General features: G+C 70.8%; 17 protein-coding genes. 12 read left to right on the forward strand and 5 right to left on the reverse strand.

From position 1 onward, the window contains the following. Positions 1 to 16: 16 nt before the first annotated feature. Positions 17 to 1,096 (forward strand): hypothetical protein, encoded by a 1,080-nt coding sequence (locus FB391_RS04990; protein WP_141893181.1) that lies wholly within the window; start codon positions 17 to 19, stop codon positions 1,094 to 1,096. Between the two features lie 112 nt (positions 1,097 to 1,208). Continuing rightward, positions 1,209 to 2,237 carry an ATP-dependent 6-phosphofructokinase gene (locus FB391_RS04995; protein WP_141893183.1) on the forward strand — a complete coding sequence of 343 codons (1,029 nt, stop codon included), beginning with the start codon at positions 1,209 to 1,211 and terminating at the stop codon, positions 2,235 to 2,237. Positions 2,238 to 2,520: 283 nt separating this feature from the next. Here FB391_RS04995 and FB391_RS05000 read toward each other — a convergent pair whose 3' ends face one another. Beyond that, positions 2,521 to 4,617, reverse strand: a complete 2,097-nt coding sequence (locus FB391_RS05000; protein WP_141893664.1) for a S9 family peptidase — start codon at positions 4,615 to 4,617, stop codon at positions 2,521 to 2,523. Between the two features lie 204 nt (positions 4,618 to 4,821). Between FB391_RS05000 and FB391_RS05005 the strand changes: the two genes are divergently transcribed. The 5 genes from FB391_RS05005 to FB391_RS19625 all read left to right on the forward strand — a co-directional run bounded on the left by FB391_RS05005 (position 4,822) and on the right by FB391_RS19625 (position 9,854). Continuing rightward, a complete protein-coding gene (locus FB391_RS05005) occupies positions 4,822 to 6,186 on the forward strand; it encodes an inorganic phosphate transporter (RefSeq protein ID WP_141893185.1) in 1,365 nt (454 codons plus the stop codon). After that, entirely contained in the window at positions 6,183 to 6,515 is a 333-nt protein-coding gene (locus FB391_RS05010; RefSeq protein ID WP_141893186.1) for a peptidase, read from the forward strand. Before FB391_RS05005 ends, FB391_RS05010 begins: the two co-directional genes overlap by 4 nt. 47 nt (positions 6,516 to 6,562) lie before the next feature. Beyond that, positions 6,563 to 7,471: a metallophosphoesterase gene (locus tag FB391_RS05015; protein WP_141893188.1), complete on the forward strand. Its 909-nt coding sequence runs from the start codon at positions 6,563 to 6,565 to the stop codon at positions 7,469 to 7,471. Positions 7,472 to 7,608: 137 nt separating this feature from the next. After that, entirely contained in the window at positions 7,609 to 9,087 is a 1,479-nt protein-coding gene (locus tag FB391_RS05020; protein ID WP_141893190.1) for an aspartate ammonia-lyase, read from the forward strand. Positions 9,088 to 9,191: 104 nt separating this feature from the next. Further along, a complete protein-coding gene (locus tag FB391_RS19625; RefSeq protein WP_185842946.1) occupies positions 9,192 to 9,854 on the forward strand; it encodes a DUF4190 domain-containing protein in 663 nt (220 codons plus the stop codon). 76 nt (positions 9,855 to 9,930) lie between these two features. On the opposite strand, the gene FB391_RS05035 is transcribed toward FB391_RS19625, so the two are convergent. Then, positions 9,931 to 10,794, reverse strand: a complete 864-nt coding sequence (locus tag FB391_RS05035; RefSeq protein WP_141893194.1) for a fumarylacetoacetate hydrolase family protein — start codon at positions 10,792 to 10,794, stop codon at positions 9,931 to 9,933. Positions 10,795 to 10,888: 94 nt separating this feature from the next. Between FB391_RS05035 and FB391_RS05040 the strand changes: the two genes are divergently transcribed. Continuing rightward, positions 10,889 to 12,112 (forward strand): PrsW family intramembrane metalloprotease, encoded by a 1,224-nt coding sequence (locus FB391_RS05040; protein WP_141893196.1) that lies wholly within the window; start codon positions 10,889 to 10,891, stop codon positions 12,110 to 12,112. A gap of 202 nt (positions 12,113 to 12,314) precedes the next feature. Beyond that, entirely contained in the window at positions 12,315 to 12,683 is a 369-nt protein-coding gene (locus tag FB391_RS05045; protein ID WP_141893198.1) for an FKBP-type peptidyl-prolyl cis-trans isomerase, read from the forward strand. 81 nt (positions 12,684 to 12,764) lie between these two features. On the opposite strand, the gene FB391_RS05050 is transcribed toward FB391_RS05045, so the two are convergent. Next, the gene (locus FB391_RS05050) at positions 12,765 to 13,412 is read right to left on the reverse strand and encodes an NAD(P)-dependent oxidoreductase (RefSeq protein ID WP_141893200.1); all 648 of its coding nucleotides are present in this window, start codon (positions 13,410 to 13,412) and stop codon (positions 12,765 to 12,767) included. Between the two features lie 118 nt (positions 13,413 to 13,530). Between FB391_RS05050 and FB391_RS05055 the strand changes: the two genes are divergently transcribed. Then, positions 13,531 to 14,478 (forward strand): AraC family transcriptional regulator, encoded by a 948-nt coding sequence (locus FB391_RS05055; protein ID WP_141893202.1) that lies wholly within the window; start codon positions 13,531 to 13,533, stop codon positions 14,476 to 14,478. A 110-nt stretch (positions 14,479 to 14,588) separates the two neighbouring features. Next, positions 14,589 to 15,152: a YceI family protein gene (locus FB391_RS05060; RefSeq protein WP_141893204.1), complete on the forward strand. Its 564-nt coding sequence runs from the start codon at positions 14,589 to 14,591 to the stop codon at positions 15,150 to 15,152. A gap of 110 nt (positions 15,153 to 15,262) precedes the next feature. Here FB391_RS05060 and FB391_RS05065 read toward each other — a convergent pair whose 3' ends face one another. After that, positions 15,263 to 16,207 (reverse strand): DMT family transporter, encoded by a 945-nt coding sequence (locus FB391_RS05065; RefSeq protein WP_141893206.1) that lies wholly within the window; start codon positions 16,205 to 16,207, stop codon positions 15,263 to 15,265. 108 nt (positions 16,208 to 16,315) lie between these two features. Next, on the reverse strand, positions 16,316 to 17,554 hold the full coding sequence (locus FB391_RS05070) for an MFS transporter (protein ID WP_246093386.1): 1,239 nt from the start codon (positions 17,552 to 17,554) through the stop codon (positions 16,316 to 16,318). 244 nt (positions 17,555 to 17,798) lie between these two features. Here FB391_RS05070 and rpsO point away from each other — a divergent pair, with 244 nt between their 5' ends. After that, positions 17,799 to 18,068: a 30S ribosomal protein S15 gene (rpsO, locus tag FB391_RS05075; protein WP_005048780.1), complete on the forward strand. Its 270-nt coding sequence runs from the start codon at positions 17,799 to 17,801 to the stop codon at positions 18,066 to 18,068. The last annotated feature ends 53 nt before the right edge of the window (positions 18,069 to 18,121 follow it).

An 18,121-nucleotide genomic window follows, 5' to 3' on the forward strand; every position in this document is an offset into this window, starting at 1 on the left:
TCGCTAGGGTGTCGGGATGACCATCGACGCCGACGCGCTGCTGTCGGGACCCCGCGGACGCCGGCTGTGCCTGGAGTACGCCCTGGCCGGAAGCGTGGTCGATACGACGGGGCGGGGGCAGGATGCCGCGACCGCCCTGTACTGGGCCGCGCTGGCTCTCGAGACGGGCGCCGTGACGCTGGTCTCCTTCAGCGAGGGCGGACACGAGCCGCCCGCGCCCCCGACAGTGGGCGCGGCAGAAGCGGCCGCCGCCCTCGACACGATCGAGCCGGACGCACCGACCGAGGCGCTGCTCCGCGAGGCCCTCCAGCGTTCGGTGGATGCCGCCAAGTACTGGCAGCCCGCCGACGGGCGCGACGTCCTCGTCGCCCAGGACGAGCTCACCGCACCGCTGCGGCGGATCGCCGGGCTGATCGCGACCGCACCCGCCGCGTCGTGGTGGAGAGGCCCCGTCGACCTGGCGGATCAGTGGACGACGCCGTGGGAGGGCACGGCCTGCGCCGTCGACGCGGGAGAGACGCTCGCGGCCTGGCGCGCGGCGACCCTCGCGGACGAGGCGCGGTCGGCGGCGGAGCGTCCGTCCGATCCCACCGCGAACTGGAGCGGCACGTGGTGGTCGGTGCCGCCGCATGAGCTCGTCCGGACGACGCGGTCGCTCGGGCCCGACGGGCCCGCGGGTCTGTGGTGGGTCGAGGACTCCCTCGGGCGCAACGCCGCGGTCGCGACGCCGGTGGACGCGTACCCCGCACGTGTCATCGAGCTCGACGGCCCCGAGGACTGGGCGGACCTGTGCCGGCGGCATCCCCTCGAGGTCACCGCGTCGCGACGGCACGACTGGTTCCGGGTCACGGGCCGCGACGGACGCTGGGTCGTGCCGGACTGGAGCGCAGTCGCCGTCGAGGCGGACGGCGTGCACCTCACCGTGCGCGGCTACCTGACGGCGGCCACGCGTCTCATCGACGTCGGCGACGGGGCGGCGTCGGTCCTCGGCGGCTGGAACCCCGACGAGACGTACTGGTTCCGCGGCGTGGCGGCGCGTCCGGCCGACGCCGTGCGCTGGCATCTCGTCGACGACGCGTGGCGTCGCGGCTCCTGAACCCCGCGCGAGGAGGCCGTGACCCGCCGTGTGGCAGGCCGCGGCATCCGGCACTAATGTCGGGGGAGGCAGCGTCGCCGTCCCTCTTCTCCCGACAGCGAGGAACACAGCTATGAAGATCGGCATCCTGACGAGCGGCGGCGATTGCCCCGGACTCAACGCGGTGATCCGCGGAGTCGTGCTCAAGGGCACGACCACATATGACCTCGAGTTCGTCGGCATCCGCGACGGCTGGCGCGGTGTCGTCGACGGCGACTTCTTTCCGCTGACCCGCCACGAGGTCAAGGGCCTCTCGAAGGTCGGAGGCACGATCCTCGGCACCTCGCGCACGAACCCCTACGAAGGCCCCCGCGGCGGCGCCGAGAACATCGCCAAGACGATGTACGGCCACCGCATCGACGGCATCATCGCGATCGGCGGCGAGGGCACCCTGGCCGCCGCCAATCGCCTGGCGAACGACGGCATCAACGTGCTGGGCGTGCCCAAGACGATCGACAACGACCTGCGCGCCACCGACTACTCGTTCGGCTTCGACACCGCCGTCAACATCGCGACGGACGCGATGGACCGTCTGCGCACCACCGGCGACTCGCACCAGCGCTGCATGGTCGCCGAGGTCATGGGCCGCCACGTCGGCTGGATCGCGCTGCACGCCGGCATGGCCGCCGGCGCGCACGCGATCTGCATCCCCGAGGTCCCGATGTCGATCGACGAGATCGCCGACCTCGTCACCAAGGCCCACGACCGCGGACGTGCGCCGCTGGTCGTCGTGTCCGAGGGCTTCACGCTCACCGGGATGGACGAGGCGTACAGCGACAAGGGCCTCGACGCCTTCAACCGCCCGCGCCTCGGCGGCATCGGCGAGGTGCTCGCCCCTGAGATCGAGCGGCTGACCGGCATCGAGACCCGCTCCACCGTGCTCGGACACATCCAGCGCGGCGGCTCGCCCTCCGGCTTCGACCGGGTGCTCGCCACGCGCCTGGGCCTCCACGCCGCCGACGCCGTCGTCGACGGCGCGTGGGGCCAGATGGTCGCGATGCGCGGCACCGACATCGTCCGCGTCCCGTTCGCCGACGCGCTCGGCGAGCTCAACACGGTGCCCCTCTACCGCTACGAAGAGGCCGCCGCCCTCTTCGGCTGATCCGGCCTGTGGAGAGTGGATGCCTCGCCCCGAGGCATCCACTCTCTCGGCTCTGTTCTGTTCCGCCCGTCCGAGATCAGGAGATCTCGCCGACGCAGGACGTTTCTGGCGGAATCGTCCTGTCCACGCCAGATCTCCTGATCTGGGAGAGAGCGGCCGTCACCCGCGCCGCGCCGGCTCTGCCTGCCCCAGCCCTGGCGAGTGGATGCCTCGGCCCGCCGTGGTGGATGCCTCGGCCCGCCGTCACCGGCACGTCGAGGCATCCACGGGCCGAAGTCGGGGCTCAGGCGTCCGCGACGCCGAGGACGTCGAGCAGCCAGGCGAGCTCGAACGCCCGCTCGCGCCAGGCGTTGTAGCGGCCCGAGACGCCGCCGTGTCCGGCGACCATCTCGCACTTGAGCAGGGCGTCGGCGCCCACCTCGCGCAGGCGCGCGACCCACTTGGCGGGCTCGACGTACAGCACGCGCGTGTCGTTGAGCGAGGTCACCGCGAGGATGCGCGGGTACTGAACATCGGCACGCACGTTCTCGTAGGGCGAGTACGACTTCATGTACGCGTACACCTCGGGGTCGTGCAGCGGGTCGCCCCACTCGTCCCACTCGATCACCGTGAGCGGCAGCGACGGGTCGAGGATCGTCGTGAGCGCGTCGACGAACGGCACGTCGGCGAGCACGCCGGCGAACAGCTCGGGTGCGAGGTTGGCGACCGCGCCCATCAGCAGGCCCCCGGCGGAGCCGCCCTCGGCGACCAGCTGCGAAGCCGTCGTGTACCCGTGGTCGATGAGGTGCAGCGCGCTGTCGACGAAGTCGGTGAACGTGTTGCGCTTGGCGAGGAGCTTGCCGTCCTCGTACCACTGGCGTCCCATCTCGCCGCCGCCGCGCACGTGGGCGACGGCGAACACGACGCCGCGGTCGAGCTCCGACAGGCGCGGAACCGAGAAGCCCGGCTCGATCGAGTGCTCGTACGAGCCGTAGCCGTAGAGGTGGACGGGCCGCGGCGCGACGCCGGCATCGCCGAAGGACCGCTTGTAGACGAGCGAGATCGGGATCTGGGTGCCGTCCTGGGCGGTCGCCCACACGCGCTCCTGCGCGTACGCGGACGGGTCGTAGCCGCCGAGCACCGGCTGGCGCTTGCGCAGGTGCAGCTCGCGTGTCGCGACGTCGAGGTCGTACACGGTGCCGGGGGTGACGAAGGAGCCGTAGCCGAGGCGCAGCAGGGGAGGCGCCCACTCGGGGTTGCCGCCGGTGCCCACCGAGTACAGCGGCTCGTCGAACGCGATCTCGTCGACGGAGCCGTCCGCGTACGACAGCATGCCGAGCCGCGCGAGACCGCCGCGCCGGTACCCCACGACGCCCCAGTCGCGGAACGTCGAGACGCCCAGCAGGCGCTCGCCGGGACGGTGGGGGATCACGACCTCGCGTGCTCCGGAGGGGTCGGATGCCGCCACCCGGACGAGCTCGAAGTCCAGGGCTCCGTCGTTGTGGAGGATGAACAGCACGTCCTCGCCGTCGACGACGGCGTGCTCGGAGTCGTACTCGACGCCCTCGACGCGCGGCCAGACGACGCGCGGCTGCCCTCGGAGATCAGACGCGTCCAGCAGCCATTCCTCGCTCGTGATGGACGAGCCGAGACCGATCACGAGGAACCGGTCGCTGCGGGTGAATCCGGCGCCCACCCAGTACTTCTCGTCGGGCTCGTGGAAGAGCTTCGCGTCGTCCTCGACGGGCGTGCCCAGCTCGTGCAGCCACACGGTGTCGGGCCGCCAGGCGTCGTCGACCGTGGTGTAGACGATGAACCGGCCGTCGGGCGAGAATGTCGCACCGGCGAACGTGTCGGGGATCACGTCGGGGAGGTCGGCGCCGGTCTCGAGGTCGCGCACGCGCACCGTGTACCGCTCGTCGCCCGCGACGTCGACGCCGTAGAGCATCAGCCGCGCATCGTTCGAGACCTCGAAGCTGCCCAGCGAGAAGAACTCGCTGCCCTCGGCTTCGGCGTTGCTGTCGAGCAGGATCTGCTCGCCCGGCACCTCGGTGTCGGCGCTCAGCGAGGGCGGCGTCCAGTCGTCCGGCGAGGCCAGTGGAGCACGGCACTGGATGCCGTACTGCTTGCCTTCGATCGTGCGGCCGTAGTACCACCAGTCCCCGCGGCGCGTGGGCACCGAGAGGTCGGTCTCGAGCGTGCGGCCCTTGATCTCGTCGAAGATGCGCTGGCGCAGGCCGTCGAGGTGGGCGGTGCGCTGCTGCGTGTACGCGTTCTCGGCCTCGAGGTGCGCGATGACCTCCGCGTCCTCCTTCGCGCGGAACCATTCGTAGCGGTCTTCGACGTCGTCGCCGTGATGCGAACGGACAGTCGCGCGGATCGCGGCGACGGGAGGGTGGATGCCGTCGTCAGGCGTGGACGGGGCGGAAGCGGAGCCTGAGAGAGTCACCGTTCCACGCTAACCGCTGCGTCGAGTTGATCGGCAGTTCCGCGTTGTAGGATTCTCGTGGCCGGTTGCCGGTTCCTTACGTCCTGGTGAACTCTTCGTTCGTCGCGCCGATCCCGTCGGCATTTCCTTCTCCCACCCCCTCTCGGAAAGCGAACGGTGGAATCCGCAGCCCTGATCGTCGTTCTGGTCATCGCTCTCGCGCTCTTCTTCGACTTCACGAACGGCTTCCACGACACCGCGAATGCGATGGCGACGCCGATCGCGACCGGTGCGCTCAAGCCCAAGGTGGCGGTGCTGCTCGCAGCCTGCCTGAACCTGGTGGGCGCGTTCCTGTCGACCGAGGTGTCCAAGACGATCTCGCACGGCATCATCAACGAAGACGCCATCACGAGTTCCGAGATGCTCCCGATCATCTTCGCGGGACTCATCGGCGCCATCACCTGGAACATGCTGACGTGGCTGCTGGGTCTTCCGTCGAGCTCCTCGCACGCGCTGTTCGGCGGCCTCATCGGGGCGACGATCGTCGGCACCATGTCGCTCGCGTCGATCAACTTCGGCGAGGTGCTGAGCAAGGTCGTGCTGCCGGCCGTCATCGCGCCTTTCACGGCCGGCCTCATCGCCTTCGCGGCGACGCGCCTCGCGTACCTGCTCACTCGGCGGTACGACGGCAAGCCCGACGGGCGTGACGGCTTCCGCTGGGGACAGATCTTCACGTCGTCTCTCGTCGCGCTCGCGCACGGCACCAACGACGCCCAGAAGACGATGGGCGTCATCACCCTGACGCTCATCGTGGCGGGCTGGCAGAGCCAGTCGCAGGAGGACCCGTACACGTGGGTGATCTTCGCGTGCGCGTTCGCGATCGCCCTGGGCACGTACGTCGGCGGCTGGCGCATCATCCGCACGCTCGGCAAGGGCCTCACCGACGTCAAGCCGGCGCAGGGCTTCTCGGCCGAGACGGCGACGGCCTCGACCATCCTCGCCTCCAGCTACTTCGGCTTTGCGCTGTCGACCACGCAGGTCGCGTCGGGCTCGGTGATCGGCTCCGGTCTCGGCCGCCGCGGCTCGAAGGTGCGCTGGCGCACGGTGGGGCGCATCGCGATCGGCTGGCTCCTGACGCTCCCCGCCGCCGGCGCCGTGGGTGCGGTCGCGGCGCTCATCGTCACGTGGCTCGGCGGCTGGGGCGTCCTCATCGATGCGATCCTCGCCGTCGTCATCATCGTCGGGCTGTTCCTGCGGTCGCGTCGCGACGAGGTCAACGCCAGCAACGCCATGAGCGAGGTGGCCGACTCGGGCCTGGCCGTCAAGGTCAAGCGCAACCCGCCGCCCACGCGCCGCCAGCGCCGCATCGCACGCGAAGAGGCCCGCGTCCGCGCCGAGGAGGAGGCGCGTGCGAAGGCCGAGGCCAAGGCCGCGGCGAAGGCGAAGGCGAAGGCCGACGCCAAGGCCGCGGGGGAGCGTTCGAAGGCGGATGCCGCCGGCAAGGCCGCGGCCCGCTCGAACAGGGAAGGCGACAAGAAGTGATCGAGATCGACTGGCTCGCCTTCGTCCAGGTATTCGTGGCCGCGCTCATCGCGTCGCTGCTCGTCGTCGGCTTCTACGCCATCGCGGTGCGTCTGCTGGTGCGCGCCGGACGCGTGCCTGTTGTCGCGCCCGCGGAGTTCACGGACGCCATCACCGTCATCTCCGAGAAGGAGGCGCGCCGTGCCGAGAAGGCTGCGGCGAAGGCGGCCAAGAAGTCCCCGCTCACCGACGGGCAGAAGCGGTTCGCGCTCGTGGGCGCCTACGCGTCGTTCGGGATGTGCGGGCTCGCCGTCCTGGGCGGACTGCTGCTGATCATCTTCGGGCACTGACCGGCGCCCCGCCGACGGGTGTCGGGCGCACGGCCTAATCTGGGGTCATGGTCACGGCTCCCGTCCAGTTCGGCCAGCATCCGCCCGCACGGCGGACGCTGCTGCACATCAGCGACACGCACCTGCTGGCCGGCAATCCGCCGCTCGGCGGACGCTATGACACCGCCGCGAATCTGCGCCGGGCGCTCGCCGCGGCCGAGGCCACCGGCATCCATCCTGACGCGGTCGTCTTCACCGGCGACCTGACCGACCTGGGCGAGCCCGAGGCATATCGCGCGCTGCGCGCGGAGGTCGAGCCCTTCGCGGAGCGGCTGGGCGCACCGGTGGTGTGGGTCGCCGGCAACCACGACGAGCGCCCTGCGCTGCGTCGCGAGCTGCTGGATGTGCCGCCGACGGAGCAGCCGGTGACCGGCGTGTGGGACCTCGGCGGCCTGCGCCTGATCGCGCTCGACTCGACCGTGCCCGGCTGGCACCACGGCGACCTCGACACCGCGCAGCTGGAGTGGCTGCGCGAAGTTCTGGCGACGCCGGCGCCGCTCGGCACGATCCTCGCCATGCACCACCCGCCGCTGCCGTCGCACATCCCGTTCTTCGACATCCTCGAGCTGCGCGACCAGGGCCGCCTCGCCGAGGTGATCGCAGGCACCGACGTGCGCGCGATCCTCGCGGGGCACCTGCATCACTCGACGAGCGGCACGTTCGCGGGCGTGCCGGTGAGCGTCGCGGCGGCCACGTGCTACACGATGAACCTCGCTCGTCCCGCCGACGAGGTGAACGGGATGGATGCCGGTCAGTCGTTCCATCTCGTCCACGTGTACGACGAGACCATCACGCACGCCGTGGTGCCGGTGGTCGAGGCGTCCACGGCGGAGTTCTTCTCGCCGGAGTGGGTGGCGCACATGGCGCGGCTGACCCCTGAGCAGCGCCTCGAGGAGTTCTCTCGCAAGCGCCGGTGAACCGGCAGCCGGGGCCTCCGCCGCGTACGTTCGGGCACCTCCCGCTGTACGCCGCGTACAGCCCTGGGCGGTCCGCGCGCGGGTAGGGTCGAAGCAACCCCGCACACCGCTGTGAACGACCCACGAGGACTGCACACATGGCTCTGGACGCAATGACGCGAACCCGCATCGAGACCGATTCCCTGGGATCCCTGGAGATCCCCGCCGACGCGTACTGGGGCATCCACACGGCCCGCGCGCTGGAGAACTTCCCGATCTCGAAGCGCCCCATCTCGGTGTACCCCGACCTCGTGCGCGGCCTCGCGATGGTGAAGCAGGCCTCGGCGCGCGCCAACCGCGAGATCGGCGTGCTCGACCCCGAGAAGGCCGACCTCATCGACCGCGCCGCGCAGCTGGTCATCGACGGCGAGCACCACGACCAGTTCGTGGTCGGCGTCATCCAGGGCGGCGCCGGAACCTCGACCAACATGAACGCGAACGAGGTCATCACCAACATCGCGCTCGAGCTCGCCGGCCGCGAGAAGGGCGACTACGCCTTCCTCTCGCCCATCGACGACACCAACCGCAGCCAGTCGACGAACGACGTCTACCCGACGGCGATCAAGGTGGGTCTCGGGCTGGACCTCGCCAGCCTGCTGGAGGAGCTCGACCTGCTGCGCCGGTCGTTCCTGGCCAAGGCGGTCGAGTTCCACGACGTGCTGAAGGTGGGCCGCACGCAGCTGCAGGACGCCGTGCCCATGACGCTCGGCCAGGAGTTCCACGGCTTCGCGACCACCCTCGGCTACGACCACCAGCGGCTCACCGAGAACGCCTACCTCCTGTACGAGGTCAACATGGGCGCGACGGCCATCGGCACCGGCATCACGACGCATCCGAGCTATGCCCCGGCGGTGCTGAAGCACCTGCGCGAGATCTCGGGGCTCGACCTTGCGACGGCCACGGACCTCGTCGAGGCCACGAGCGACACCGGATCGTTCATGTCGTTCTCGTCCTCGCTCAAGCGCAACGCGATCAAGCTGTCGAAGATCTGCAACGACCTGCGTCTGCTCTCTTCCGGGCCGCAGGCGGGGCTCGGTGAGATCAATCTCCCGGCGCGTCAGGCCGGCTCCAGCATCATGCCGGGCAAGGTGAACCCGGTGATCCCCGAGGTCGTCAACCAGGTCGCGTTCGCCGTGGCCGGCTCCGACCTCACGGTGACGATGGCGGTCGAGGGCGGGCAGCTGCAGCTGAACGCGTTCGAGCCGGTGATCGCGCACTCGATCTTCCAGTCCATCACGTGGCTGCGCCAGGCGATGTACACGCTCCGCGTCAACTGCGTCGACGGCATCACCGCGAACCGCGAGCGCCTCGGCGCGATGGTCGGCTCGTCGGTCGGGGTCATCACCGCGCTCACCCCGTTCATCGGGTACGCGGCCGCCGCGGCGCTCGCCAAGACCGCCCTGCTGACCGGGCGCAGCGTCGCCGACCTGGTCGTCGAGGCCGGGCTGATGTCGAGCGACGAGGTGGCCAAGCAGCTGTCGCCCGCCCGCCTGTCGGGCCTGGAGACGGTGACCGCCGCCATCCCGGTGGTGCAGGCCGCCGAAGACATCGTCTCGTCCGACAACCTCTCGCGCTGAGGCCCGATCGGCCGCAATGGGGAATCATCCCCGGCGCGGCCGATTGCCCCGGGTGTGTGACTGCCGCTACGGTCATGCAGAGTCACATGCGAGAGGAAACCCACATGAGCGACCCCCAGAACCCCGTCGACCCGGCGCCGCAGCCGCCCGAGGCGCCCGCGGCCGACGCCGCTCCGGCGGCGCCCGAGGCTCCGGCCTACGAGGCACCCGAGGCGTCGGCTGCTCCCGCGGCCGAGCCTGCCGCTCCGGCGTACGAGGCGCCCGCCGCGCCCGCGGCCGAGCCTGCCGCTCCGGCGTACGAGGCGCCCGCCGCGCCCGCTGCGGAGGCCGCCGCCCCCGCGTATGGCGCCGCGCCGCCCGCGCCGCCGGCCTACGGCGCTCCTGCCTATGGCGCGCCGGCCGATCCCGCCGCCGCTCCCGCGTACGCCGCGGCTCCGCCCGCCCCGTACGGCGCCCCGGCGCCCGGCGCCCCGGTTCCCGGCAAGACCCTCGGCATCGTCGCGCTCGTGGTCGTCTTCTTCGCGTCGCTCATCGGCCTGATCCTCGGCTACGTCGCCCGCTCGCAGAGCAAGAAGGCCGGCGTCCCGAACACGCCCGCGAAGGTTGCGATCATCCTGGGCTGGATCTTCCTCGTCCTCAGCATCATCGCGACGATCATCATCACGATCGTCGTGGTCAACGGCGCCATCGCGCTGCAGCAGCTGTGCGACGGCATGGAGCCCGGCACGTACCCGCTCTCCACCGGCGGCACGATCACCTGCGACTGACCCGCTGACGCCGCGAAGCCCCTCTCCGTCCGGAGAGGGGCTTCGTCGTTCCGCGACGCGGTGGCCGCGGCATCCGTCAATCGAGGATGCGGCAGTGGGTGGTCAGCGCACCGATCCCGTCGATGCCGACGGTGACGGTGGAGCGGTCGCGCAGGAACACCTGCGGGTCGCGCGAATAGCCGGCACCGCCGGGGCTGCCCGTCGAGATGAGCGTGCCGGGCAGCAGCGTGGCCGATCGCGACAGGTGCGACACGAGGGTCGCGACGGGGCGGACCATCTGCGCCGTCGTGGCGTCCTGCAGCGTCGTGCCGTCCAGCACCGTCCAGATGTGCAGCGACTGCGGGTCGGGGACCTCGTCGCGCGTGACGACGAACGGCCCCGTCGGCGTGAAGCCGTCGAACGACTTGCAGCGCGACCACTGCGCCTCGGAGTACTGGATGTCGCGCGCCGTGATGTCGTTGACCACGGTGTACCCCCACACGTGCTCGAGCGCGTGCTCGGGGTCGACGTCCTTCGCTGGCGTGCCGATGATGACGCCGAGCTCGGCCTCGTAGTCGACGGATTCGCTGAGCGATCGCGGCCAGCTCGTGGTGCTGTCGTGGGCCGCGAGCGAGTTGGGCCACAGCACGAACACCGTCGGCGTCGAGTCGGTCTTGAGCCCGAGCTCACTGGAGTGGGCGGCGTAGTTGAGGCCGATCGCCAGGATGACCGGCGGCGTCAGCAGCGCCGACGCGAACCGGGCGGAATCCAGTGGATGCCGCACGCCGCGGTCGGCGGCATCCCGAACCCGATCGAGCAGGCCGTCGCCCCCGGCGATCAGCTGCTCGAGGGTCCCGGGCGCGCCGTCGAACAGCTCGTCGACGAACACGGCGTCCTCGCCGTCCACCAGGACGAGCCGCGGCAGGGCGCTGCCGGGCGGGACGACGTGGGCGAAGCGCATGCCCCCAACCTACTCGGAGCGCCCCGCGCCGGGGCCGTCCACAGGACGCGTCGCGGAGTGCGCCGTCGTCCGTGCCCGCCCCTAGGCTGTGCGCATGACGCTTGATCCCGGTGCCGCTCCTCAGCGGCCCTCGCTCACGCCCCCGGAGTTCCCCTCGGCGTTCGCGCAGCCGCACTACGCCGCACCCGCCGCCATCACCCCGCCGGTGACCTCGCCGGCTCCGGTGCCGGTGGCGGCCGAGGCTCCGCGGCGGGGGAGCACGGCGACGATCTGGGTCGTCGGCGTTCTCGTGCTCGTGCTCGTGGGTCTCATCGGCTACTTCCTCAACGCGCTCGGGCCCGGCGCGTCGCTGGTGGGCATGATCCTCGCCGTCGTGCCGCTCGTGGGGGTCTGGTTCGCCGTGCGTCTCGTCGACCGGTGGGAGCCGGAACCGCGCGGACTGCTGCTGCTCGCCGTGGGGTGGGGCGCGATCGCGGCGGTGGGCATCGCGCTGGGCGTCGACTGGGTGCTCACGCTGCTGTTCGGCGTGCGCAGCGGCGTCGGCGAAGTGCTGCAGACCGTCGTGCAGGCACCGGTCGTGGAGGAGTTCGCGAAGGGCCTCGGCGTCTTCCTCATCTTCGCGATCGCCCGGCGCTCGTTCGACGGCCCCGTCGACGGCGTCGTCTACGGTGCGCTCGTCGGCGCCGGCTTCGCGTTCACCGAGAACATCCAGTACTTCGCGGTCAGCTTCATCGAGGGCGGCGCGGTCGAGACCTCGACCACGTTCTTCCTGCGCGGCATCCTGTCGCCGTTCGCGCACGTCATGTTCACCAGCGTGACCGGCTTCGCGCTCGGCCTCGCGGCGCGGCGGGGACTCACGGCGGGCCAGGCGGTCGGGCCGTGGCTCGTGGGGCTCGCCGGAGCGATCGCTTTGCACGCGTTCTGGAACGGCTCGGCGGCCTTCGGCAACTTCTTCGTGCTGTATCTGACCCTGCAGGTGCCGCTGTTCGTCGGGTTCATCCTCGGCATCGTCGCGCTGCGACGCGAAGAAGCGCGGCTCACCCGGCGCCGGCTGGGCGACTACGCGGCGGCAGGCTGGTTCACGCCGCAGGAGGTCGACATGCTCGCGACGTCCGCCGGGCGCAAGAGCGCCATGGCGTGGGCCGCGACGCTGCGCGGCGACCGCCGGCCGATGATGCGCTCGTTCATCTCCGACGCCACGGCGCTCGCCGCGACGCGTCAGCGGGCGCTCACCGGCCGTGACCCGCAGGCGGCGGCGCAGGAGCATCATCTGCTCGAGCGGATCGTCTCGACGCGCGCGGCGATGTTCGCGCCGTGAGTGCCGTCCGCGCGGACGCCCTCACGTCCCGCAGACGAACTCAGCGCTCGGTGCCGCGGCGATGCCTGCGTGACTCCCGAGCGCTGAGCTGATCTGCCACCAGGATGCCGGGTGCCCGGCGCGGGTGTCAAGGGACCTTGTCCGGTTCCCCTGAGGGCGAACCCGCACTGCGATCGCGGTCGGGGGATGGTTGGATGGTGGCATGACTGACGACCGCACCAAGCCCGAGATCGACGCACCCGCGGGCCCCGCGCCCGCCGAGCTCGTCGTCCGCGACATCGTCGTGGGCGACGGCGCCGAGGCCAAGCCCGGCGACACCGTGACCGTCCACTACGTGGGCGTCGAGTACGAGACCGGCGAGGAGTTCGACTCGTCGTGGAACCGCGGCGAGAGCATCCAGTTCCCCCTGCGCGGACTCATCCAGGGGTGGCAGGACGGCATCCCCGGCATGAAGGAGGGCGGCCGTCGTGAGCTCGTCATCCCGCCGCACCTGGCGTACGGCCCGGCCGGCGGTCACTTCCTCGGCGGCAAGACGCTGATCTTCGTCATCGACCTCATCAAGGTCGGCTGAACTCAGAAGCCAGACCCGTATCGACCTGAAGGGAGTGGATGCCGCGTGCGCGGCATCCACTCCCTTCGGCGTTCCGCGGGCTCAGCCCGAGACGGACACCGTCCGCCCGATGAGGTCGGGTCGCTCCAGCAGATCGGCGTGGACTTGCGCGACGCCCTTGCGGGTCACCTTGTGACGCCTGGTGCTGCCGTCCGTCGACGTGAAGTGCTCCGCCGACCCGTCGTCGGTGAGGTGGACGGGCTGGACGAAGGTCCAGTCGAGCTCCGACCCTCGCAGCATGCTCTCCTGCAGTTCGGTGTCGAAGATCTGCGGCTTGATCAGCAGAGCGAACAGGATGCGGTCGACGAGGCCGAGACGATCGCGCGTCTCGCCGACGCCGTAGGAGGACTGGACGATGACCCGGCGGACGCCGTGCGCCCGGGCCACCCGGATGATCTCGGCCGTCGCCCGCGAGCGCACGTCGGCCGGTGTTCCGACGGGTCCGCGCAGCCGGACGCGCAGCGCCGGCTCCGAGATGCCGAGGATCACGATGACGGCATCGTGACCGGGCAGGACCCGCTCGACGGTGGCGGGGTCGGTGGCGTCTGCGTCGATGCGCACGAGACCCGCGGCCGCAGGGAGCGCGGTGGCGCGGCGCGCGAGCGCCGTCACGGTGTGACCGCGCGTCAGCAGGGCCTCGCAGGCGGCGCGGCCCGATCCGCCGGTGGCGCCGATGACCAGGATGTTCATGATGTCTCCTCGCTTCGCTGATCGCTCTGATCGCTGTGTGATCGACACTGGCAGGCCACGCCAGGATGATCTATCGTCAGGGATACGGAAACCATGATCGATCGTCCGGGAGGCCTGTGTGACGACCGTCTTGCCGTGGGAGCAGTCGGAGCCCCTCACGGACGCGCTGTACCAGCTCCGGATGCGCGGCGCGTTCTACTCCTGGACCGAGGCGTCGGGTGAGGTCGCCGTCACGATGCCGCAGTTCCCCGAGACCCTGAGTTTCCACATCGTGGCGCGCGGGGCCGCGTTCCTCGAGGTCGAGGGCGAGCCGCCGATCCGGCTGGCCGCCGGCGAGCTCGCGCTCGTTCCTCGCGGCATCGACCATCGTGTGGCGACAATCCCCGGTGCCCCGGTCGCCGGCCGCGCCGATCTGCTGCCGCAGACGATGCTCGGCGAGTCCTTCTCGGTCCTCACCCTCGGAGCGGACGGCGACGCGCCTGATGTCGCCATGCTCTGCGGCGTGATGGCCTTCGACTCGCCCGCGGTGCAGGACATGCTCGCGGTGCTGCCCCGCGTGGTGCGGGTCGACTCGTCGCGGCATCCGATGATGGCGGCACTCGTCCCGCTGCTGGCGGGCGAGCTCAGGGACCCGAGGCCCGGCGGCGAGGCTGTCGCGACGCGTCTGGCCGACGTGCTCGTGGTCGAGACGGTGCGCGCGTGGCTCGACGAGGAGCCGGAGGATGCCACCGGCTGGCTCGCCGCGCTGCGCGACCCGCAGCTCGGACGCGCCATCGCGGCCATCCACCGGGATCCCGGTCACCCCTGGACGCTCTCCGAGCTGGCGCGGTGCGCCGTCATGTCGCGTTCGGTGTTCGCGGCGCGGTTCACCGCAGTGGTCGGCGAGCCGGCGATGACGTACGTGACGGCGGCACGGATGCGGGCGGCGCGATCGATGCTGGCCAGGGGCGAGGCCGTGGCCGCGGTCGCCGCGGCGCACGGCTACGGGTCCGAAGCGGCGTTCAGCCGCGCCTTCACACGCACCACCGGGCTCACGCCGGGTCGCGTGCGCCGCGCTCTCGTGTGAGCCGCACCCGCGTCGCCGGTATTCTATTCATGGGAATAGATGCGCGGACAGCCGCGTTCCACCCTGCAATGCCGCCGCGGCGGCCGCCCAACGACACGAAGGAAGAACCCATGACCGACGCCACGACGATCGACATCCCCGGCTACCGCACCGGCACCTGGGTGCTGGACCCCGCCCACAGCGAGGTGACCTTCAGCGTCCGCCACATGATGATCTCGAAGGTGCGCGGCACGTTCGGCATGAAGAGCGCGACGCTCGTCGCCCCCGAGAACCCGCTGGAGGCCAAGGTCGAGGCGAGCGTCGATGTGACCTCGGTCGACACGAAGGACGAGGCGCGCGACAACCACCTGCGCTCGGCCGACTTCTTCGACGTCGAGAACCACCCGACGATGGAGTTCCGCTCCACCGGCACGCGCGTCGAGGACGGCGACTTCCTCGTCGACGGTGACCTCACCATCCGCGGCATCACCAAGCCCGTCACGTTCGAGTTCGAGTTCGGCGGCTTCGGCGTCGACCCGTGGGGCAACTACAAGGCCGGTGCGACGGCCAAGACCGTCGTGAACCGCGAGGAGTTCGGCCTCACGTGGAACGCCGCGCTCGAGACCGGCGGAGTCCTCGTCGGCAAGGACATCACGATCACGCTCGACCTGCAGGGCGCGCACCAGCCCGCCTGATCGCGCGGACCTTCGAAGAGTGGTCCCCACGCCCCCTCCACGCATCGCTTCGCGCTGCGCGGAGCCTCGGGGCGCGGGGGCCCAGCCTCGGCCCGAGGCATCCACTCTTCTCATGTCTGCGCGACTCGACGACGGCGGAGGCGGTCCTGGGCGAGCAGGATGCCGAGGAAGACGACGAGCGCGCCGACCGGCTCGTTCCAGCTGACCGTCTCGCCGAGGATCAGCACGCCGAGGACCACGCCGACGACCGGGGTGATGTAGGTGACCGTCGATGCGCGGGTCGGGCCCCATGCGCGCACGGTGTTCTGGTTCCACACATACGCGATGCCGGTGCCCAGGCACCCCAGCAGCACCAGGCTCACGATGATGGGCACGTCCAGCCGCACCGGGGTGAGGACGAGGAACGGCGTGAGCACGGCCATCACGAGCCCCGCCATGGCGATGTAGCCGAAGGTGAAGGCGAGGGCCGACATGCCGGTGTTCGAGACGAAGCGGCGCATGTACGCGAAGCTGAACCCGTAGCTGGCCGTCGCGCCGAGGATCGCGATCTCGGCGATGAGGCTTCCGTCGAGCGAGACGCCCTGCCACGGCGCGATGATCACGACGACGCCGAGGATGCCGACGCCGATGCCGACGACCTGCAGCGCCTTGAGCCGCTCGACGCGGAAGACGAGCCACGCCATGATCGCCGTCATGATCGGCGTCGTCGCGTTGAAGATGCTCGCGACGCCCGAGCTGACGTGCTGCTGGGCCCAGGAGAACAGCAGGAACGGGATGACGCAGAAGGTCAGTCCCAGCACGAGCAGGTGGGCCCACACGCGCAGGCTGCGGGTGAGGTGCTCACGGCGCGCGAGGACCAGGATGCCGAGCGTCAGAGTGCCCAGCAGGATGCGCGTCCACGCGACCTGTGCCGGCGAGATGCCGGTGAGCGCGACCTTCATGAAGAGGAAGCTCGAGCCCCACACGATCCCCGCCAGCACGAACTGGACCGCGATCCAGCGCGGAGAGGGCAGGCGCGTCGCCGACGCTGCGGGTGTCGTCGATGTCGAGGTCACGGGGCCACGGTACGCGCGCTCGGCGGTGCGCGTGGCGGTGGGCGGGCGCGACGTCCGAAATCCGCCGACGTGCGACCGCCCGGCTACGGTGTCGCGACCGCACCCGTGTCAGGGCACCGGGTTCTCGGCGTCGTAGGCGCGGAACCGCGGGCTGAGCCGCACGAGCGTGGCCACGATCCCGATGATGACGAATCCGCCGAGCAGCGGCGGGAACCACAGCGCCGTGAGGGTCGCGAGAGTGCCGGCGTAGAGGGCCCCGAGGCGCGGACCGCCGGCCACCACCACGATGAAGATGCCCTGCAGCCTGCCGCGGATGGTGTCGGGCACGGCCGCCTGCACCATCGTGTTGCGGTAGATCGAACTGACGTTGTCGGCGGCGCCCGAGACGGCGAGCACGACGCATGCTGCCGCGATCAGCACGAGGTTCGGCGTATCGGTGTCGACCCCGCTCGGAGCGAACCAGCCGAGCGCCGCCGCACCGAGGACGAGCCCGAGTGCGGCGATCGCTCCGCCGTAGACGAGGATCGCGCGCTCGATACCCACTCCCTGGCGCCGTACCGCGCCGACGCGGCCCGAGAACAGGCTCGACGCGAACGCGCCGGCGGCGACCGAGGCCGTGAGGACGCCCGTCGTGATCGGGCCGCCACCGAGCAGCACGGCACCGATCGCGGGGAACAGCGAGAGCGGCTGGCCGAAGGTCATCGCGGTGATGTCCAGGATGAACTGCAGCCGGATGTTCGACGCGCGGCGCAGGAATCGCCAGCCGTCCCGCAGCGACTCCAGCCCGGGACGCACGATGACGCCCTCGGGGCGCAGGCGGGGGAGCGTCCACAGCCCGAGGAACAGCGAGGTCATCAGCAGCACGTCGAGGGTGTACGTCCACGCGTAGCCGGTGAAGGCGACGAGCACGCCGGCCAGCGCAGGCCCCGCCATCACCATGATGCCGACCGTGATCCCGCCGAGGGCGGATGCCGCCGCGAGCAGTTCGCGGGGGAGCAGCCGCGGCACGATGGCCTGACGCGTCGCCAGCACGATCGAGTTGGCGGCGGAGTTGACGACGCTGAGCGCGTACAGCCACCACACCGTCTCGAGCTGCGTCCAGGCGAGCACGGCGAGCAGGGCCGTCGAGCCGAACGTCACGGTCGCGGCGATGAGCGCCACCTTGCGGCGGTCGAAGGCATCGGCGAGCATGCCGCCGTAGATGCCCGCGATGATCATCGGCACGAGCCCCGCGACCGCGATCATCGACACCGCGAACGTGGAGCCGGTGAGGTCGTACATCTGCAGCATGATCGCGACGATCGTCAGCTGCCCGCCGAGGCCCGCGAGGGTGGAGCCGATCCACATGCGTGCGAAGGCCGGGCTGGTGCGGAACGGCCGCAGGTCGATGAAGTGGCTGCGATGCGCTCCGGACTGCACTCTGTCGAGCGTACCGGCGCTGCGGCAGGGGGAGTTCGCCGCGGCAGCCGCGGTCCCTCAGTGCGCGTGCGGGCTGGTAGACTCTTCAGGTTGCCGTTGGATCGGCCGCGGAGAAAGAGAGCTCGCACATCGGGTGACGGGCACCGCGCAACAAGCAGAGAGGGGATCACCTATGGCACTGGAAGCAGACGTCAAGAAGGCGATCATCGAAGAGTACGCGACGCACCCCGGTGACACCGGATCCCCCGAGGTGCAGGTCGCGATGCTGACGCAGCGCATCAAGGACCTCACCGAGCACCTGAAGGAGCACAAGCACGACCACCACTCGCGTCGTGGTCTGTTCCTGCTCGTGGGTCAGCGCCGCCGTCTCCTGGGCTACCTCCAGGACATCGACATCAACCGTTACCGCTCGCTCATCGAGCGCCTCGGTCTCCGTCGATAAGGCACCGACCAGCGTTCAATCGCGCAAAACATTCTTGAGAAGGCCTCCCCACG

Origin of the sequence: Microbacterium kyungheense (genome assembly GCF_006783905.1) — a bacterium.
GTDB classification, from domain to species: domain Bacteria; phylum Actinomycetota; class Actinomycetes; order Actinomycetales; family Microbacteriaceae; genus Microbacterium; species Microbacterium kyungheense.

Bases quoted from the DNA above. Each gene is read 5' to 3' on its own strand.
- FB391_RS05020 (WP_141893190.1), top strand. From the start codon at position 7,609: ATGGCTCTGGACGCAATGACGCGAACCCGCATCGAGACCGATTCCCTG.
- FB391_RS04995 (WP_141893183.1), top strand. From the start codon at position 1,209: ATGAAGATCGGCATCCTGACGAGCGGCGGCGATTGCCCCGGACTCAAC.
- FB391_RS05070 (WP_246093386.1), bottom strand. From the start codon at position 17,554: ATGTGGATCGGCTCCACCCTCGCGGGCCTCGGCGGGCAGCTGACGATC.
- FB391_RS05050 (WP_141893200.1), bottom strand. From the start codon at position 13,412: ATGAACATCCTGGTCATCGGCGCCACCGGCGGATCGGGCCGCGCCGCC.
- FB391_RS04990 (WP_141893181.1), top strand. From the start codon at position 17: ATGACCATCGACGCCGACGCGCTGCTGTCGGGACCCCGCGGACGCCGG.
- FB391_RS05060 (WP_141893204.1), top strand. From the start codon at position 14,589: ATGACCGACGCCACGACGATCGACATCCCCGGCTACCGCACCGGCACC.
- FB391_RS05040 (WP_141893196.1), top strand. From the start codon at position 10,889: ATGACGCTTGATCCCGGTGCCGCTCCTCAGCGGCCCTCGCTCACGCCC.
- FB391_RS19625 (WP_185842946.1), top strand. From the start codon at position 9,192: ATGAGCGACCCCCAGAACCCCGTCGACCCGGCGCCGCAGCCGCCCGAG.
- FB391_RS05045 (WP_141893198.1), top strand. From the start codon at position 12,315: ATGACTGACGACCGCACCAAGCCCGAGATCGACGCACCCGCGGGCCCC.
- rpsO (WP_005048780.1), top strand. From the start codon at position 17,799: ATGGCACTGGAAGCAGACGTCAAGAAGGCGATCATCGAAGAGTACGCG.
- FB391_RS05035 (WP_141893194.1), bottom strand. From the start codon at position 10,794: ATGCGCTTCGCCCACGTCGTCCCGCCCGGCAGCGCCCTGCCGCGGCTC.
- FB391_RS05015 (WP_141893188.1), top strand. From the start codon at position 6,563: ATGGTCACGGCTCCCGTCCAGTTCGGCCAGCATCCGCCCGCACGGCGG.